Source organism: Georgenia phoenicis (genome assembly GCF_047302425.1).
Classification (GTDB): Bacteria; Actinomycetota; Actinomycetes; order Actinomycetales; family Actinomycetaceae; genus Oceanitalea.
Genome location: NZ_CP154855.1, coordinates 1,152,867 through 1,170,519, shown reverse-complemented (window position 1 = coordinate 1,170,519; position 17,653 = coordinate 1,152,867). Strand labels below are relative to the sequence as shown.

The 17,653-nt window shown below is 73.1% G+C and carries 13 protein-coding genes; 4 read left to right on the top strand and 9 right to left on the bottom strand.

Translation table 11 applies throughout. The features are described from left to right. Window positions 1-52: 52 nt before the first annotated feature. The 4 genes from AA0005_RS05655 to AA0005_RS05640 all read right to left on the bottom strand — a co-directional run bounded on the left by AA0005_RS05655 (window position 53) and on the right by AA0005_RS05640 (window position 7,445). Window positions 53-2,707 (bottom strand): alpha/beta hydrolase-fold protein, encoded by a 2,655-nt coding sequence (locus AA0005_RS05655; RefSeq protein ID WP_413452433.1) that lies wholly within the window; start codon window positions 2,705-2,707, stop codon window positions 53-55. A 301-nt stretch (window positions 2,708-3,008) separates the two neighbouring features. Further along, complete coding sequence (locus tag AA0005_RS05650) at window positions 3,009-4,034, bottom strand: LacI family DNA-binding transcriptional regulator (protein WP_413452432.1); 1,026 nt, start codon at window positions 4,032-4,034, stop codon at window positions 3,009-3,011. Between the two features lie 184 nt (window positions 4,035-4,218). Then, window positions 4,219-6,789, bottom strand: coding sequence for an MMPL family transporter (locus AA0005_RS05645; protein ID WP_413452431.1), 2,571 nt, complete (start codon window positions 6,787-6,789; stop codon window positions 4,219-4,221). A gap of 44 nt (window positions 6,790-6,833) precedes the next feature. Beyond that, a complete protein-coding gene (locus tag AA0005_RS05640) occupies window positions 6,834-7,445 on the bottom strand; it encodes a TetR/AcrR family transcriptional regulator (protein ID WP_413452430.1) in 612 nt (203 codons plus the stop codon). Between the two features lie 144 nt (window positions 7,446-7,589). Here AA0005_RS05640 and AA0005_RS05635 point away from each other — a divergent pair, with 144 nt between their 5' ends. Then, entirely contained in the window at window positions 7,590-10,259 is a 2,670-nt protein-coding gene (locus tag AA0005_RS05635; RefSeq protein ID WP_413452429.1) for an HAD-IC family P-type ATPase, read from the top strand. A gap of 2 nt (window positions 10,260-10,261) precedes the next feature. On the opposite strand, the gene AA0005_RS05630 is transcribed toward AA0005_RS05635, so the two are convergent. Genes AA0005_RS05630 through cmtR form a run of 4 tightly spaced genes read right to left on the bottom strand, consistent with a single transcriptional unit; the run spans window position 10,262 to window position 13,624 of the window. After that, the gene (locus AA0005_RS05630) at window positions 10,262-10,498 is read right to left on the bottom strand and encodes a hypothetical protein (RefSeq protein WP_413452428.1); all 237 of its coding nucleotides are present in this window, start codon (window positions 10,496-10,498) and stop codon (window positions 10,262-10,264) included. A gap of 15 nt (window positions 10,499-10,513) precedes the next feature. After that, the gene (locus tag AA0005_RS05625) at window positions 10,514-11,341 is read right to left on the bottom strand and encodes a PhzF family phenazine biosynthesis protein (protein ID WP_413452427.1); all 828 of its coding nucleotides are present in this window, start codon (window positions 11,339-11,341) and stop codon (window positions 10,514-10,516) included. 10 nt (window positions 11,342-11,351) lie between these two features. After that, entirely contained in the window at window positions 11,352-13,268 is a 1,917-nt protein-coding gene (locus AA0005_RS05620) for a heavy metal translocating P-type ATPase (protein ID WP_413452426.1), read from the bottom strand. Then, window positions 13,265-13,624 (bottom strand): Cd(II)/Pb(II)-sensing metalloregulatory transcriptional regulator CmtR, encoded by a 360-nt coding sequence (gene cmtR / locus AA0005_RS05615; protein WP_413452425.1) that lies wholly within the window; start codon window positions 13,622-13,624, stop codon window positions 13,265-13,267. The genes AA0005_RS05620 and cmtR overlap by 4 nt, the downstream gene beginning before the upstream one ends. A gap of 77 nt (window positions 13,625-13,701) precedes the next feature. On the opposite strand from cmtR, the gene AA0005_RS05610 reads away from it, so the two are divergent. Both AA0005_RS05610 and AA0005_RS05605 read left to right on the top strand, forming a co-directional pair. Beyond that, entirely contained in the window at window positions 13,702-15,366 is a 1,665-nt protein-coding gene (locus AA0005_RS05610; protein ID WP_413452424.1) for a bifunctional 3'-5' exonuclease/DNA polymerase, read from the top strand. A 197-nt stretch (window positions 15,367-15,563) separates the two neighbouring features. Beyond that, entirely contained in the window at window positions 15,564-17,087 is a 1,524-nt protein-coding gene (locus tag AA0005_RS05605; RefSeq protein WP_413452423.1) for an ATP-dependent DNA ligase, read from the top strand. On the opposite strand, the gene AA0005_RS05600 is transcribed toward AA0005_RS05605, so the two are convergent. Then, window positions 17,088-17,219 carry a hypothetical protein gene (locus AA0005_RS05600; protein ID WP_413452422.1) on the bottom strand — a complete coding sequence of 44 codons (132 nt, stop codon included), beginning with the start codon at window positions 17,217-17,219 and terminating at the stop codon, window positions 17,088-17,090. Window positions 17,220-17,248: 29 nt separating this feature from the next. On the opposite strand from AA0005_RS05600, the gene AA0005_RS05595 reads away from it, so the two are divergent. Beyond that, a complete protein-coding gene (locus AA0005_RS05595) occupies window positions 17,249-17,623 on the top strand; it encodes a hypothetical protein (RefSeq protein ID WP_413452421.1) in 375 nt (124 codons plus the stop codon). Window positions 17,624-17,653 lie beyond the last annotated feature (30 nt).

The window sequence follows — 17,653 nt, the reverse complement described above, 5'->3', positions numbered from 1 at the left end:
GAGGACCCGTGGTGCGGCCGGGTTCCCCGGCCGCACCACGGGTCGTCGCGGATCAGTCCACCGGGAACAGCGACACGGTCACCGTGCCGTCGTAGGTTCCCGCCGCGGTGTCGACCGGCACCTCGAGGCGCAGGTCGGCGGTGACGCGGGTCGAGCCGAACCGCCCCTCCGCCGACGCCTCGGCGAGGCGCTGCGGTGCGGCCAGGCCGGCGCCGCCGCTGAGCAGCGGGGCCACCGGTGCACCGGCCGTGACGCCCTCCCGGGGCTCCAGGAGCTCCGGGGTCCAGCCCAGGTTCCCGGCCTCGATCCGCTGCCGGGCGTCGGTCAGCGCCGACGCCTCACCGGACAGTGCCCAGCCGGTACCGCCGGCCTGCGTGTCGTTGCGGGAATCGGTGACCGTGATGGCGGGCAGCTCACCCGTGAGCAGCAGCCGGTCGCCCGCGTTGACCGGCTCGCTGAGCACGACCGGGGTGCCGTCGCCCGCCACGGTGAGCGCCAGGTGGCCGTCGGCCTCCTCGGGGATCGTGGCCTCGACCGGGATCCCCTCCTCGTCCACTGCCGTGGCCTCGCTGAACAGCCGGGGGGCGAAGTCGCTGAGCGCGTGCTGCCACGTGTCCCAGCCGTGCGGCCCCTCGAACCAGCCGTCGAACTCGTAGTCGATCCCGAGCTCGTCGAAGCGGGCGAGCATGGTGCGGAAGGAGTCGTAGGTGAAGTCGGACCTGTTGCCGTGGTAGAGCCGCAGCAGCGTGGTCCCCTCGTTGATCGCCTCGGGGTCCAGGCCCGCGGGCGTCCCGCGGAAGCCCGCGGAGAAGGCCCCGATGTACGCGAACTCCCCGGGCCGGGCCGCCAGCACACCGAGCGTGTGGCCGCCACCCATCGACAGACCGGCCAGGGCACGCTGCCGCGGGTCGGAGGAGACGTGGAACGCGTCCTCCGTGGCCGGGACGATGTGCTCCATCAGCTCGGTGGTGAAGTCGGGAACGTTCCCGTTCCCCATGACGACGACCATCGGCTCGAGGTTCCCGTCACGCAGGTGGTTGTCGAGGATGTTCTTCGCCTGCCCCATCTCGAGCCAGTCCGTGTAGCTCTGCCCGCTCCCGTGCTGGAGGAAGAAGACCGGGTAGGGCTCCGCGCGCTCGGGGTCGTAGCCGGGCGGGGTCCAGACCAGCGCGGTCCGGGACGCGCCCGCGACGTCGCTCCAGTACGTCAGCTCCTGGACCTCGCCGCCCTCACCCTCGGGCACCGGGGTGACCAGCCGGGCGCTCTCGCCGGGCACGAAGAACTGGCTCCACGTGGGCTCGCTCGTCACGCTCGTCGGGTTGTTCGTGTCCTTCGTGGCCTCCATGTCCACGATGAGCCGGTAGTGGTACCACCCGGGCTCGAGCGTCCCCACCGTCCCGCGCCACCGGTCGCCGGCCTTGGAGAGCTCCACCCGGGTCCACAGGTGACTGGCGCCCCAGTTCGCCCAGACGGTCACGTGCTCGGCGTCGGCGAACTCCGTCGAGGTCTCGAAGGTGACGAAGCCGTCCTCGCTGACCCACGGGGTGGGTGTGGTACCCGAGGGCGGGGTCTGGAACGGCTCGTCGATGGCGGTGTGCCCGGGACTCATCCCCGGCGGCGGACCGTCCTGGAAGAGTCGCTGGGCGAAGTCCACGAGGTTGTCCTGCCACGCGTCCCAGTTGTGGCCGTGGTCCGGGTTCGCGCCGTCGAACTGGTAGTCCACGCCGGCCGCGTCGAACTTCGCGAGCGCGTCGTGGACGTGGTTGTAGGCGGCGTCCGTCGGGTTGCCGACGTACAGCCGGAAGACCTCGGTCCCGGCGTTGATCTCCTCGGCCGGGAGGTCGTCGAGCCCGTTGAAGAGCCCGGCGCCGAAGGTCCCGACGTAGGCGAAGGCCCCGGGCTCGGAGGTGAGGACGTCGAAGGTCTGCCCGCCGCCCATCGACAGGCCCGCCAGTGCGCGCTGGGCCGGGTCGTCGGTCACGTTGAGGTACCGCTCCGCCGTCGGCACGATGTGCCGGAGGAGCTCCTCGGTGAAGTCGGGGACGTTGCCGTTGCCCATGACGGCTACGAAGGGCTGGGTCCTTCCCTCCGCGTAGAGGTTGTCGAGGATCTGGGCCGCTCGCCCGACCTCGGTCCAGTCGCGGTAGCTCTGGCCGCCGCCGTGCTGGAGGTACAGGACGGGGTAGGGCTCGGCCCGGTCGGGGTCGTAGTCCGGTGGCGTCCAGGCGAGCAGCGTGCGCTGCTCGCGGGCGACGGTGCTGCGGTAGCTGAGCTCGCGGAGCTCTCCCCGGGCCTCGGCGGCTGCGTCGGCGAGCAGCTCAGCGCCCTCGCCGGGGACGAAGAAGGTGCTCCACTCCGGTTCGGAGGCCACGCTCGTGGGATTGGTGGGGTCCTTGACCGTGAGGTGGTCGTCCGCCGTGATCTGGTAGTAGTACAGGCCGGGCTCGAGCGGTCCGAGGACGCCGGTGGCGACGTCTCCGGAGATCGACAGCCCGAACTCCGCCCAGTTGGCGGACGGTCCGAAGTTGCCCTCGGCTACTACCTGTCGCACGTCCTGTCCGACGGTCTCCTCGACCTCGTCGACGGGGACCCGGAAGGTGACGAAGCCGTCGTCGTCGACGTCGGCCCATGGTTCGTCGGCCTGCGCGGCCGAGGACAGGGCGACGACGCCGGTCAGCGCCATCGCCGCGCTTGCTGTGACAGCCACCAGTCGCCGACCTCCCGGTCTGCGGCGGTGCCCTTGAGCTGAGACATTCACTGCGTGCTCCTCCTGTTGAGGTGACCGCATGACGCGCTCCTGTGCGCGACAGTCAGACGCATCCTTGACGCCCGACCAGCGGCATCCCCCGATGCCGACGTTGTAACCCTTCTGCCAGCGCTTTTACAACGTGGTAATCGGGTTGCTCAGCAATGGTGCCGCCCCCGGCCGATACCTGTCAAGGGTCTTTCGGGAGATGACAGGCGGGCGCGACCGCGCCCGCGCCCCCGGCGCGTCTGTGCCCGCGAGCTCAGCGCTCGGTGCGGACCGTCGACTCCCGCTGGACGACGGCGAAGTCGGGCTTGACCATCCGGGGTGGGCGCACGCCACCCTTCGCCGCGATCCGCTCCACCAGCAGGTCGACCGCGACCGAGGCGATCTCGTCCCGGCCCGTGTCGACGCTGGAGAGCGACGGGACAGCGAAGCGCGCCTCCTCGATGTTGTCGAACCCGATGACGGCGACGTCCTCGGGCACCCGGAGCCTCTCCTCCCCCAGCGCCCGCAGCACGCCGAGACCGAGTGTGTCGTTGAGCGCGAAGATCGCGTCGAAGGGAGTGCCGTCGGCCACCAGCGCGCGCGTGGCGGCCGCGCCCGCCTCGCGGCTCCAGGAGCGACTCGTCCGGACCAGGTCGGGGTCGAACGCCACCCCGGCCGCCTCGAGCGCCCGGCGGTAGCCGCGGACGCGCAGGCTCGCCGAGCTCGTGTCCTCCGGGTCGGCGTCACTCGCGCCGATGACCGCGATCCTGCGCCGGCCGATCTCCAGCAGGTGCGCAACAGCGGCCTCCGCCGCCGAGGTGTTGTGCATCGTCACGTGGTCGGTCGGCCCGCCGAAGATCCGCTCACCCAGCAGGACCAGGGGGAAGGAGACGTGGAGCAGGTGCGCGTCGCGCTGACCGAGGCCCACCGGGCTGAGCAGGAGCCCGTCGGTGAGCCGGCGCCGACCTCCGGAGACGGCGACGAGCTCGGTCTCGCGATCCCCGTTGGTCTGCTCGACCAGCACGCCGAGGCCGTGCCGCTCCGCCGCACGGATCACCGAGTCGGCCAGCTCGGCGAAGTAGTTCTCCCGCAGCGCGGGGATCGCCAGCCCGATGACTCCCGTGCGGCCCGAGCGCAGGCCCTGGGCCGAGACGTTCGGCCGGTAGCCGAGGGCGTCGATGGCGGACTGCACGCGGGCGCGGGTACTCGGACGGACGTGCGGGTGGTCGTTGACGACGTTCGACACCGTCTTGGGCGAGACGCCGGCGAGCCTGGCGACGTCTCGCACCGTCGCTCCCATGGTTCTCCTGCCCGCCGAAGGGTCTGGAGCAGCACCGTCGCCCGCCCAGCTATGTCGACCGGACAGGTGCCGCACCGCCGCACGTCCGAGGTTGCAGGATATCGGAGGGGAGGACCAGTCGGCCGCAGGCTCCCCGCGGATGGCGCGGCCGGCGCCCCGGGTGAGGGAGCGCCGGCCGCTGGCCTCAGGCGTCCGCGGGCTCGCGGGCCACCTGACGCTCGAGCTTGGCGCCCTCGACGTCGACGTTCGGCAGGACCTTGTCCATCCAGCGCGGCAGCCACCACGCCTTCTCCCCGAGCAGGCTGAGCACCGCCGGGGTCAGGGTCATCCGGACGAGGAAGGCGTCGATGAGCACGCCGAAGGCGAGGCCGAAGCCGATCGGCCGGATCATCGCCAGGTGGGCGAAGATGAAGCCGCCGAAGACGGAGATCATGATGATCGCCGCGGCCGTCACCACGCGTGCGCTCTGGTTGAAGCCGCGCACGACCGACACCCGCGCGTCGGCGCCGTGGACGTGCGCCTCCCGCATGCCGGATACGAGGAAGACCTGGTAGTCCATCGCCAGCCCGAAGAGCACCCCGATGAGGAGGACCGGCAGGAAGCTGAGGATCGGGCCCGGCTCGTTGACTCCGAAGATCCCCGCGAGGTGGCCCAGCTGGTACACCGCGGTGACGGCACCGAAGGAGGCGACCACCGTGAGGAGGAAGCCCGCCGAGGCGAGCAGCGGCACCCAGATCGAGCGGAACACGAGGAGCAGGAGGACGAGCGAGAGCCCGACGACGACGACGAGGTAGATCGGCAGCGCGTCGGCCAGCTGGTCGGAGATGTCGATGTTCGCGACCGTCTGCCCGGTGTAGCCCATCGTGACGCCGTGCGCGTCGCCGAGCGCGGCCTCGCCGTCCAGGAGCGTGTTGACCAGCGCGACCGTCGACTCCTCGGAGGGGCCGTCGGCGGGCATGACCTGGAAGGCGAGGGTGTCGCCGTCCTCGCTCATCCCGAAGGGCACGACGTACTGGACGCCGTCGACGGCGAGGAGGTCCTCGGCGATGTCGAGCTGGACCTCGGTGAGGGCCGCCTCGTCCGTCATCGGCTCGTCGAGCGTGGCGACGCCGATGATGGGGCCGTTGGCGCCCGCGCCGAAGTTGTCGCGGATGAGGTCGTAGGTCCGGTAGGCGGTCGAGTCGGCCGCTTCCTGGCTGCCGTCGGGCAGGCCCAGGCGCAGCTGCGTCGCGGGGATCGCGAGCAGGCCGGTGATGGCGACGACGCCGAGGATCGCCAGCCACGGGTGCTGCTGCACCTTGTAGGCCCAGCCGCGGGAGTCGGCCTCGTTCTTGCGCTCGAGGCGCTTGCGCTGCTTGGCGGGCAGCACCCGCTCCCCGAGGAAGGACAGCAGCGCCGGGGTGAGCGTGACCGCCGCGAGCACGGCGACGACGACGGTGCCCGCCGCGACGTAGCCCATGACGGCGAGGAAGGGGATGCCGGTGAGGCCGAGTGCCGCGAGGGCGATGACGACGGTCGCGCCGGCGAAAGTCACCGCGTTGCCTGCGGTGCCGGTGGCGAGGGCGATGGACTCGCGCACGCCCATGCCCTCGGCCAGCTGCATGCGGTGGCGGTTGAGGATGAACAGGGAGTAGTCGATGCCGACCGCCATGCCGAGCATGAGTGCCAGGGCGGGGGTCACGCTCGTCATGTCGACGACGCCGCTGAGCGCGAGGGAGGCGCCGACGCCGACGCCCACGCCGACGAGGGCGGTGAGCAGCGGCAGGCCGGCGGCGAGGAGAGAGCCGAGCAGGACGAGGAGGACGACGACGGCGACGACGACACCCACGACCTCGGCCGGGCCGAGGATGGAGGAGATGTCCGAGACGATCTCGGCGCTGTAGTTCACCTCGATGTCCTCGTCGGTGAGCGTGTTGCCGATCTCCTGGACCTCGGCGGTGACGTCGGGGTCGAGCTGGCCGCCGGAGGACTCGAACTGCACCTGCGTCATGGCGACGGTGCCGTCCTCGGAGACCTGGCGCAGCCCCTCGGTGAGCTGGGCGAGGCGCTCGCCCTGGTCGAGCTGGGTCTCCCCCGCTGTGAGCTCCGCCTCGGCGGCAGCGAGCTCCTCCTCACCGGCCTCGAGCTCGGCGCGGCTGGCGGCCAGCTGCTCCTCGCCTGCGGTGAGCTCGGCCTCGGCGGCGGCGAGCTGCTGCTCGGCCGCGGCGGCCATGGCCGGGGGCATCATGCCCGCGGAGGCCGCGAGCTCGGCGCGTTGGGCCTCGAGTTGCTCGCGGCCCGCGGCGAGCTCCGCCTCGCCGGCCTCGAGCTGCGCGCGACCGGCCTCCAGCTCGGCGCGTCCCGCCTCGAGCTGCTCACGGCCCGCCTCGAGCTCGGCGCGGCCGGCCTCGATCTCGTCGAGGCCGCCCTCGAGCTGCTCCTGGGTGGCAAAGGGGTCCATCGAGCCGACGACGCCCTCGAGCTCGCTCCACTGCTCGGTGACGTCGGCGACGGCTGCGCGCTGCTCGTCGGTGAAGCCGTCCTCGGTGGAGAAGGTCACGGTGCCGATGCCCGCGGCAGCCTCGGGGATCTCCTCCTGGAGGTCGTCGAGCACCTCCTGGAACCGGCTGCCGGGGATGGTGAACTCGTCGCTCAGCGGCTCGCTGAGCGTCGCCGCGCCGGTGGCGGCGAGCGCGATGACGACGAGCCACGTGATGACGGTGGCCCAGCGACGCTGGGCGCTCCATCGTCCGAGGCGGTGCAGGAGTGAGGCCACAGGGGTTCCTTCCGGGGTGTGGTGGTGCTGGGAGAAAGGGGACGTCAGGAAGCGGGCCGGCGCCAGCCGGAGTCCGCGTGGGCGAGGACCCGCAGGAGCGTGTCGTTGAAGGCGGCGACGGCGTCGTCCGGGTCGCGGCCGACGGCGGTCGGCAGCCAGGTCCGTTGCACCGTCTCGAACAGGGCCATGACGGCCGTCGCGAGGGAGTGGACGCGCAGGTCGTCGCCCTCCCCCATGCGGTCACGAAGGACGTCGACGAGCCAGTCCTCGTGGTGCTGCCACACGCGCAGCTGGAGCTCGCGGCCGCGCAGCGAGCTGCCCGGCGTCGTGGGAAGCCAGCCGAGGAGGATCTCCGCCCCGAGCGGCTCCTCGCGCAGCGCCGCGGCGATGGCGACGAGCGGCTCCTCCTCCGCAGGGCGGCGGCGCAGCGCGTCGGCCATCCGCTCGAGCGGCTCGGCCAGCCCCGCCGCGACCACCGCCTCGAGGCCCGAGAAGTAGTTGAAGAAGGTGCGCCGGGAGACACCGGCCCGGTCGGCGATGTCCTCGGCCGTCACGTCGTCGAGCCCGCGTTCACGGGCCAGCTCGCGAGCGGCGTCGACGAGGGCCAGGCGTGTACGCGCCTTGTTGACCTCGCGCCGGCCGGTCGATTCGGACATACGGTCGAGTCTCAGTTGTCGATGCACGCCGTGCAAGTTTGCCCGCTGTGCAGTCGCGCACACCGATGAGCGACACAGGGCCCAGGCGGAGACCAGGAGCGGGGTCGAGAATGGCCGTACCGCCTCGCCGATGCGACAGGGACCATGACGCCACCCACCGAAGCCGCTCCCGCCCACGCCCGCGCCGTCGTCGACGTCCTCGCCGAGCTCGGCACCGGGGACCAGGGACTGAGCCGCGAGGAGGCCGCCGCCCGTCTCGAGCGGCACGGCGCCAACCGCCTGCCCGAGCCGGAGCGTGAGTCCGCGCTGCGGCGGCTGCTGCGCCAGTTCCGCGACCCGATGATCTACGTGCTCATCGCCGCCGCTGTGCTCACCGCGCTGCTCGGCGAGTGGGTCGACACGATCGTCATCGCCGCCGTCGTCCTCGTCAACGCTGTCATCGGCTACGTCCAGGAGGGCCGGGCGGAGGACGCCCTCGAGGGCATCCGTCAGATGCTCTCGCTGGACGCGCAGGTGCGGCGCGACGCCGCGTGGCAGACCGTCCCCGCCGAGGACCTCGTCCCCGGCGACCTCGTGCGCCTGTCCTCGGGGGACCGAGTGCCCGCCGACGTCCGGCTCACCCGCGCGAGCACGCTGCGCATCGAGGAGTCGGCGCTCACCGGTGAGTCGGTTCCGGTGGACAAGGACACCGACCCTGTCGCCCCGGACGCGGGCATCGGGGACCGCACCTCGATGGCCTTCTCGGGCACCGTCGTCGCCGCGGGCTCGGGCGCCGGGGTCGTCACGGCCACGGGGCAGGACACGGAGATCGGGCACATCACGACGCTGCTCGAGGAGGTCGAGTCCCTCGAGACGCCGCTGATCCGGCAGATGAACGCCTTCGGGCGGGCGCTCTCGCTCGTCGTCGTCGTGCTCGCCGTGGTGATGTTCGGGCTGGGCGCGCTGCTGTACGACTACACGCTCGGCGAGCTCACCCTCGCGGCGATCGGCTTCGCGGTCGCCGCGATCCCCGAGGGCCTGCCCGCCGTCCTCACCATCACCCTCGCCCTGGGCGTGCAGACGATGGCACGGCGCAACGCGATCACCCGGCGGATGGGCTCGGTGGAGACCCTCGGCTCGGTCACCGTCATCTGCAGCGACAAGACCGGCACGCTCACCCGCAACGAGATGACAGTCCGCACGGTCGTCACGCCCGCCGGCAGCTTCGACGTCACGGGCACCGGGTACGCGCCCGAGGGCGAGATCCTCCCGGCCGGCGAGCCGCCGACGACGGCGCAGCACCCGGGCGTCCTCGCCCTCGCCGAGGTGGCGGCCCGAGCCAACGACTCGACCGTCTCCCGGCGCGGTCAGGAGTGGGTGCTGTCCGGTGAGCCGACCGACGGCGGGCTGCGCACCTTCGCGCTCAAGGCCGGCGTGGACGGCGACGACGACGCGCGGCTGGACGCCGTCCCCTTCGACTCCGCCTACAAGTACATGGCCACCCTGGACCGCACCGCGCACGGCACGGTCATCCACCTCAAGGGCGCGCCGGACCGGCTGCTGGACCGCTGCGACTCCCAGGGCACCGGGCCGGAGGACACCGCACCGCTGGACCGGGCGTTCTGGGAGGCTCAGATCGACGAGCTCGGCGCCCGCGGGCTGCGGGTGCTGGCCGCCGCCGCCCGCCGCGCCGACGACGGCGCCACCTCGGTGAGCACCGAGGACGTCGACGCCGGCGGCTTCGTCCTCCTCGGTCTCTACGGCATCATCGACCCGCCGCGCGAGGAGGCCGTCGCCGCGATCCGCGCCTGCCGGCGGGCCGGCATCCGCGTCAAGATGATCACCGGCGACCACGCCGGCACCGCCACCGCCATCGCGCGGGAGATGGGGATCGGGGACTCGACCGTCACCGGCGCCGAGCTCGAGACAGCCACCGACAAGGAGCTGCGCACCCTCGCCACCGAGCACGACGTCTTCGCCCGCACGAGCCCCGAGCACAAGCTCCGTCTCGTCCAGGCGCTGCAGGCGAACGGGGAGGTCGTGTCGATGACCGGCGACGGCGTCAACGACGCGCCGTCGCTCAAGCGGGCCGACGTCGGGGTCGCCATGGGGATCAAGGGGACGGAGGCGACGAAGGAGGCGGCCGACATCGTCCTCGCCGACGACAACTTCGCCTCGATCGAGTCGGCCGTCGAGATGGGCCGCACGATCTACGACAACCTCCGCAAGGCGATCGTCTTCATCCTGCCGACGAACGGCGCGCAGGGGCTGGTCATCCTCGTCGCCGTCGTCCTCGGGCTCACGCTGCCGCTCACGCCGGTCCAGGTGCTGTGGGTCAACACGATCACCGCGGTCACCCTCGCGCTCGCGCTGGCCTTCGAGCCCTCGGAGCCGGACATCATGAGCCGGCCGCCGCGCACGCCGGGTGGCTCGATCCTGCCGCGTTCGGGACTGCTGCGGATCGGTTACGTCTCGGTGCTCATCGGCGGCGCGACGATCGCGGTCTTCCTCCTCGGCCAGGAGGCCGGGCGCGGCGTGGCGGAGTCGCGGACGGTCGCCGTCAACACGCTCGTCGTCGCGCAGATCTGCTACCTCTTCGCCAGCCGCTTCAGCCGCACCACGAGCCTGCGCCGCGAGCTCCTCACGACCAACCCGGTGTCATGGGTGTGCGTGGCCGTCATGCTCGCGCTGCAGCTGCTCTTCGTCTATGCGCCCTTCATGCACACGGCCTTCGGCTCCACCGCGGTGGGGCTCACCGACTGGCTGGTGCCGCTGGGCGTCGGGGTGGTGGTGTTCGCCGTCGTCGAGGTGGACAAGGCGCTGCGGCGGCGCTGAGTTCAGAGCGCGACGGTCCGGACCACGAGCGGGACGAGGAACACGACGAGGAGGACGAGCACCGCCCAGTCGGCCAGGCGCAGCGCCCCGACGAGCGTCCGGGTCCTCTCACCCCACGTCGCGGGCTCGACGCCGGCGGCTCGGGCTCGGGCGAGCGCCAGCCACCAGGAGCTGGCGAGGAAGGTCCCCCCGACGACGAGCAGCACCACCCACTGCACCCACAGCGGCCAGGAGTCCACGGTCTACCCCCTACCTCAGAGCGCGACGGTGCCGGCGATCGCCGTCGTCGTCCGTCCGCCCACCCACAGTGCGCCGTCGGGGGCGGTGACGTGGACCCGGCCGGCGCGGCCGAGCGCGGTGCCCTGCGCGGCGACGTACGGGGCGCTGACCACGCCGGTGTCGGTGAGCCACTGCGCGAGGCCGGCGTTGAGGCTCCCGGTGACCGGGTCCTCGGTGAAGTCGGCGCCGAAGGCGCGGACCTCGACGGTGGTCCCGTCGCTGCCGGGTGCCGCGACGACGCCGAGGTGGAGGTCGCCGAAGCGGTCGTAGCGGGGCGCGACGGCGAGGACGGCCTCCCGCGAGCGCAGCCGCAGCGCCAGCCAGGGCGGGCCGTTGTCGAGCCAGGACGCGTCGACGACGTCACCCGGGTCCACACCGAGTGCGGCGGTGGCGCGGGTGAGGGTCTCGTCGTCGGGCGCCTCGTAGCGGCGCAGCGCGGGCGCGGCGAAGGACCAGCGGCCGCCCGACTCGCGCAGCTCGACGAGCCCGACGCCGCACTCCTGGACCAGGCGGCCGGCCGCCGTCGGCGTCCCACCGGAGGCGAGCCACGCGTGGGCGGAGCCGAGGGTCGGGTGGCCCGCGAAGGGCAGCTCGGTGCCGGGGGTGAAGATCCGCACCCGGTAGTCCGCCGCGGGGTCGGTGGGCGGGAGGAGGAAGGTGGTCTCGGACAGGTTCGTCCATGCCGCGAAACGCTGCATCTGCGCGGTGGACAGGCCCTCCCCGTCGACGACGACGGCGACCGGGTTGCCCTCGTAGGGCTCGGCCCCGAACACGTCCACCTGGAGGAAGCGCCGCTGCAGCATGCGGCACACCCTAGTCGCGCGGATGTCCTGGCGTGCTGGCGTGGCGGGTCCGTGCCGCGCGCAGACCGTTGAGGATGACCAGGACCTCCGCGACCTCGTGGACGAGCACGACGGCGGCGAGGCCGAGGACCCCGGTGATCGCCAGCGGTGGGAGAACGGCGATGATGACCAGCGACAGGGCGATGTTCTGGTTGACGATGCGCCGGCCGCGCCGGGCGTGGGCGACGGCCTGGGGCAGGAGGCGCAGGTCCTGGCCGGTGAAGGCGATGTCGGCGGACTCGATGGCGGCGTCGGAGCCGGTCGTTCCCATGGCGATCCCGACGTCGGCCGCGGCCAGCGCGGGGGCGTCGTTGATGCCGTCGCCGATCATCGCGGTGGGCCGGTGGGCGCTGAGCTGGCGCACGGCGGCCGACTTGTCCTCGGGGCGCAGCTCCGCGCGCACGTCGTCGATGCCGGCCTGCGCGGCGAGGGCACGCGCGGTGCGCTCGTTGTCCCCGGTGAGCATCGTGACGCCGATGCCGCGGCCGGCCAGAGTCTCGACGACCTGGGGAACCTCGGGGCGCAGCTCGTCACGCACGCCGACCACCCCGGCGACCGTGCCGTCACGGTGGACGACGACGACGGTCATGCCCTGGGCCTCGAGGTCACGGACGCGCTCCGTGAGGGCGCCGGGCTCGACCCAGCGGGGGCTGCCGACCTGCACGAGTGCGCCGTCGACGGCGCCACGGATGCCGTGACCGGCTTCCTCGGTGATGCCCTCGCCGGCGGGGGTTGCGGGCGCGGCCTGGGTGATCGCGGCGGCGACCGGGTGGGTGCTGTGCTGCTCGAGGGCGGCGGCCCAGGCCAGGACCTGCTCCTCGGTGACGTCGGCGGCGGGGACGACGGCGGTGACGGTGGGCCGGTTCCTCGTGAGGGTCCCGGTCTTGTCGAGGGCGACGTGCCGGATGTCCCCGAACCTCTCGAAGACGGCCCCGCTCTTGATGATGACGCCGAACCTGCTGGCCGAGCCGACCGCGGAGACCACGGTGATGGGCACCGCGATCGCCAGCGCGCACGGCGAGGCAGCAACGAGGACCACCAGGGCACGGGTGATCCAGGTCTGCGGGTCACCGGCCAGGGAGCCGATGACGGCGACGAGCACGGCCAGGACCAGGACGCCGGGTACCAGCGGCCGGGCGATGCGGTCGGCCAGCCTGGCTCGGTGCCCCTTCTCGGCCTGGGCCCGCTCGACCAGACCAACGATCGTGGTGAGGGAGTTGTCGGTGCCGGCCGCGGTGGCCTCCACCTGCAGAACCCCCGTGGTGTTGATCGCCCCGGCGGACACCGCCTCGCCCGGCCCGACCTCGACGGGAATGGACTCACCGGTGATCGCCGAGGTGTCCAGGCTGCTGTGCCCGGTGCGCACGATGCCGTCGGTGGCGATGCGCTCCCCGGGCCTGATGACCATGACCTGCCCGGGGGCGAGGTCGCGTGCCGGGACGGTGAGGGACTCGCCGTCGTCGAGGACGGTGGCGGTCTCGGGCACGAGCCTGAGCAGCGCACGCAGGCCGGCGCGTGCGCGGTCCATCGCCCTGTCCTCCAGCGCCTCGGCGATGGAGTAGAGGAAGGCCAGGGCTGCGGCCTCCCCCACATGGCCGAGGATGACGGCGCCGGTGGCGCTCATCGTCATGAGCAGGGCGACCCCGAGCCTGCCCGCGGCGAGCTTGCGCAGCGCGCCGGGGACGAACGTGGAGGCACCGAGCAGCAGGCCGACCCAGAACAGCACCAGCGCCGCCGTCGGGGCGCCGGACCACTCGGCGGCCACCCCGGCGACGAAGGCGACGCCCGAGGCGACGGGGACCATGACGGCACGGTCACGCCACCAGGGAGCGTCGTGCTCGTCCTCGGTCTCGTGCTGCTCGACGGGGGCCTGGGTGGTGGCGCTCATGCCACGGTCGCGTTCGAGCAGCAGCCGGGCACTGTGCACGTGGCATCGACGCAGGGGGCGTCCTCGTCGACGGCCAGCGTCACCTCGACCAGCGCGGTCATCGCCGCCGCGAGGTGAGGGTCGGCGATCTCGTAGCGCGTCTGGCGGCCCTCCGGCTCGGCGACGACGATGCCGCAGTCCCGCAGGCAGGTGAGGTGGTTCGACACGTTCGACCGGGTCAGGCCCAGGTCCCGGGCGAGGACCGCCGGGTAGCTCGGGCCCTCGAGGAGGGTCATGAGAATCCGTGAGCGGGTCGAGTCGGCCATGGCGCGGCCCAGCCGGTTCATCACGTCCAGCCGCGAGGCAATGGTCAGCACACGCTGACCATACAGCAGCGACTGACGTGTGCGTCACGCGGCGTCGAGCGTCGGCAGGCCACCGTAGGCTCGGGTGCGTGGAGATCGTCGTGGCCGAGGAGGCGGACGGGGTCCGGCTCACCGTCCTCGACGACGGCGCCGCCCCGGCCTCGTCCGTCGTGCCCGCCGACGGGCTGGCCGCCCGGGTGGCCGAGCTCGAGGCCGCCTCGCGCCCACGCTGGGTGTGGGCCGACACCGCAACCACCTACGCCCGGCTGCTGCGCGCCGGCGTGCGGGTGGAGCGCTGCTTCGACCTGCGCCTGTGCCGCACGATCCTGCGCCGTGCGGTCGATGCACCGCCGCCGTCGGACCTGTGGGACGACGTCGAGGAGCCGGAGGACCGGCCCGACGCCCCACCCACTCTCTTCGAGTCCCTCACCCTGCCCGCCGAGGAGGTGCTCGCCGAGCGGCTGCGCCAGCGGGAGGCCGTCTCGGCGAGCACGGAGCCCGGCCGGCTCGCCACGCTGCTCGCCGCCGAGTCCGCCGGGGCACTGGTGGCGGCCGAGATGCGCCACGACGGCCTGCCCTGGGACCGCGCCGCCCACGACCAGCTGCTCACCGAGGTCCTCGGCCCGCGCCCGCCGCTCGGCGCGCGGCCGCCGGTGCTCGAGGCGCTCGCCGAGGACGTCCGCCGCGCGCTCGACGCACCGAAGCTCAACCCGGACTCGGGGCAGGCGCTGCTGCGCGCGCTCCACAGCGCGGGGATCTCCGTGCAGACCACCCGCAAGTGGGAGTTCGAGCAGGTCGACCACCCCGTCGTCCCGCCGCTGCTCGAGTACAAGAAGCTGTCGCGGCTGCACAGCGCCAACGGCTGGGTCTGGGCCGACGAGTGGGTGCGTCCCGGTCCCCCGGGCGCGGGGCGCGAGCGCTTCCACCCGGACTACGTGCCGGGCGGCGTCGTCACCGGCCGCTGGGCCACCCGCGGCGGCGGGGCGCTGCAGCTGCCCAAGCAGGTGCGCGGGGCCGTCGTCGCGGACCCGGGCTGGACGCTCGTCGTCGCCGACGTCGCCCAGCTCGAGCCGCGCGTCCTCGCCGCGATGGCCCGCGACGAGGCGATGGCGCGGGCCGCACGCGGTGGCGACCTCTACCAGGGGCTCGTCGACCAGGGCGTCATCGACACCCGCGCCCACGCGAAGGTCGCGATGCTCGGCGCACTGTACGGCGCGACCACCGGGGCCGCGGGCGACCTCGCGCCGCGACTGCTGCGTGCCTTCCCACGGGCCACCGCCGTCGTCGAGGGCGCCGCGATGCGCGGGGAGGTGGGCGGCACCGTCCGCACCTGGCTGGGCCGCACCTCTCCCACTCCCCCACCGGCCTGGAAGGCGGTGCAGGACCGGCAGCACGAGGGCGAGGCGACCGACGACGACCGCCGGCGCGCCCGCCGCCTGGCCCGCGACTGGGGCCGCTTCACCCGCAACTTCGTCGTCCAGGGCACCGCCGCGGAGTGGGCGCTGTGCTGGCTCGCCGACCTGCGCGCCCGCCTACGGGTGATCGGCGGCGCCGGCGGTGCAGGCCACAGCCCGCACCTCGTCTTCTTCCTCCACGACGAGGTCATCGTCCACACACCCGCGGCGATGGCCGACGACGTCGCCGCCGCAGTCCGCGAGTCCGCCGCCGGCGCCGGCCGCCTCCTCTTCGGCGACTTCCCCATCGACTTCCCCCTCGACGTCTCCGTCGTGAAGTCCTACGCAGACGCCGAGTAACAACTCCACTCTCGCGACAGGAGAGCTATTGCCGACAGCCGAGTTACCGGCGACAGCCGAGTTACCGCCCACAGCCGAGTTACCGCCCACAGCCGAGTTACCGCCGACAGCCGAGTTATCGCCGACAGCGCACTGACGACGTCGCGCTTCAACCGACACCGCGCGCCCCCACCGCACCGCGCTGCCACACTCGGCGCATGCTCTTCGCGCGCCTCGCCGGGACCTCCACGGCCCTCGCCGCCACGCGCTCCCGGCTGGAGAAGCGCGCCCTGCTCGCGGCCACGCTGCGGGAGGCCGAGCAGGACGAGATCGACGTCGTCGCCACCTACCTCTCCGGCCGCGTGCGCCAGCGCCGCACCGGTGTCGGCTGGCGCAGCCTCGCCCAGCTCCCAGACCCCGCACCGGCTCCCGCCCTCACGCCCACCGACGTCGACGCGCAGCTCGAGGCGGTCTCCGCCCTCGCCGGTACCGGGTCCCAGGCCGGCCGCGCCACCGCCGTCGCGGACCTCTTCGGCGCCCTCACCGAGCCCGAGCAGCTCTTCCTGCGCGCCCTCATCCTCGGCGAGGTGCGCCAGGGCGCGCTCGACTCCCTCCTCATCGAGGCGATCGCCGACGCCACCGCCGTGCCGGTCGCCGCCGTCCGCCGCGCCGCGATGTTCAGCGCGTTCACCGGACCGGTCGCCCGCGCTGCCCTCACCGGCGGCGTCGACGCGCTCGAGGACTTCCGCCCCGCGGTGCTCCAGCCCGTCCGCCCCATGCTCGCCTCCGCCGCCCCCGACCTCGCCGCCGCGCTCGCCAAGCTCCGCGACGACGACGGCGACACCCCCGTCGCCGCCGACGGCAAGATCGACGGGATCCGGGTCCAGGTCCACAAGTCCGGCGACGAGGTCGCCGTCTTCACCCGCTCGCTGGACGACATCACCGAGCGAGTCCCGGAGATCGTCGACGTCGTGCGCGCCCTGCCGGCCGAGGAGCTCATCCTCGACGGCGAGGCGATCGCCCTCGGCCCGTCTGGCCGCCCGCGCCCCTTCCAGGAGACGGCCTCACGCACCGGGAGTCACGACGGTGCCGCCGGCACCACCCCGCTCACGGTCTTCTTCTTCGACCTCCTCCACCGCGACGGGACGACGCTCGTCACTGCGCCCGCCCGCGAGCGCCTCGCCGCGCTGGAGGAGGTCGTCCCCGCCTCCGCGCTCGTCCCCCGCCGGGTCACCGCGGACCAGGCCGAGCTAGACGCCTTCTTCCGCGAGATCCTCGAGCTCGGTCACGAGGGCCTCGTCCTCAAGGACCTCACGGCGCCCTACGACGCCGGGCGCCGCGGCGCCGCGTGGGTCAAGGTCAAGCCGCGCCACACCCTCGACCTCGTCGTCCTCGCCGTCGAGTGGGGCAGCGGCCGGCGCCAGGGCAAGCTGTCCAACATCCACCTCGGCGCCCGCGACGGCGAGGGCTTCGTCATGCTCGGCAAGACCTTCAAGGGCATGACCGACGAGATGCTCGAGTGGCAGACCGAGCGCTTCCTCGAGCTCGAGACGCACCGCGAGGGCCACGTCGTCCACGTCCGGCCCGAGCAGGTCGTCGAGATCGCCATCGACGGCGTGCAACGCTCCCCCCGCTACCCGGGCGGCGTCGCGCTGCGCTTCGCGCGCGTCCTGCGCTACCGCGACGACAAGACTCCCGCCGAGGCCGACACCCTCGACGCGGTGCGCACCCTGGGCCCCTGATCAGCTCACCGTCGCTGCCGTGCGTCGCTCCCGCTGCATGACGACGACGAGGGTCGCGACCACGCCGACCGCACCGGCGACCGGGAAGGCGAGAACCGCAGACGTCGCACCGAGGAGTACGCCGACGAGCACCGACCCGCCGCCTCACCGACTGGCAGCGGGTGTGGGACGCGCACGTCCTCGCGGCGAGCGACGACGAGTCGCGCCTCCTCGCCCTCTTCGACGCCCTCGCGGCCTACCGCGAGGACCGCACGACCCGCTGGTGCGGCTTCCTCGCCACCGCCGCAGAGCACACCGCGACAGAGGGCGAGATCGCCGACGCCGTGGCGGCCAACACTGCCATGCTCGCCGAGCGGCTCCTCCACCTCGCCCACCCGCTCGCCGGCACGAAGGCGCAGGAGCTGGCCGACGAGGTCCTCCTCGTCTACAACGGGACGCTCGCCAGCTTCCTGCGCGGCGCCCCGGACGACGCCGTCGCCGTCGGCCGCCGCCTGGCCGAGGCAGCAGCGCACGCCCACCTCGCCCAGAGGTCTTGACAGGCAAGTAACCACTTGCCTATAAAGGTC

What these genes read in the sequence shown, in the direction of transcription:
- AA0005_RS05650 (WP_413452432.1), bottom strand. Translation starts at nt 4,034, where the DNA reads ATGGGAGCGACGGTGCGAGACGTCGCCAGGCTCGCCGGCGTCTCGCCC.
- AA0005_RS05640 (WP_413452430.1), bottom strand. Translation starts at nt 7,445, where the DNA reads ATGTCCGAATCGACCGGCCGGCGCGAGGTCAACAAGGCGCGTACACGC.
- AA0005_RS05635 (WP_413452429.1), top strand. Translation starts at nt 7,590, where the DNA reads ATGACGCCACCCACCGAAGCCGCTCCCGCCCACGCCCGCGCCGTCGTC.
- AA0005_RS05625 (WP_413452427.1), bottom strand. Translation starts at nt 11,341, where the DNA reads ATGCTGCAGCGGCGCTTCCTCCAGGTGGACGTGTTCGGGGCCGAGCCC.
- AA0005_RS05620 (WP_413452426.1), bottom strand. Translation starts at nt 13,268, where the DNA reads ATGAGCGCCACCACCCAGGCCCCCGTCGAGCAGCACGAGACCGAGGAC.
- AA0005_RS05605 (WP_413452423.1), top strand. Translation starts at nt 15,564, where the DNA reads ATGCTCTTCGCGCGCCTCGCCGGGACCTCCACGGCCCTCGCCGCCACG.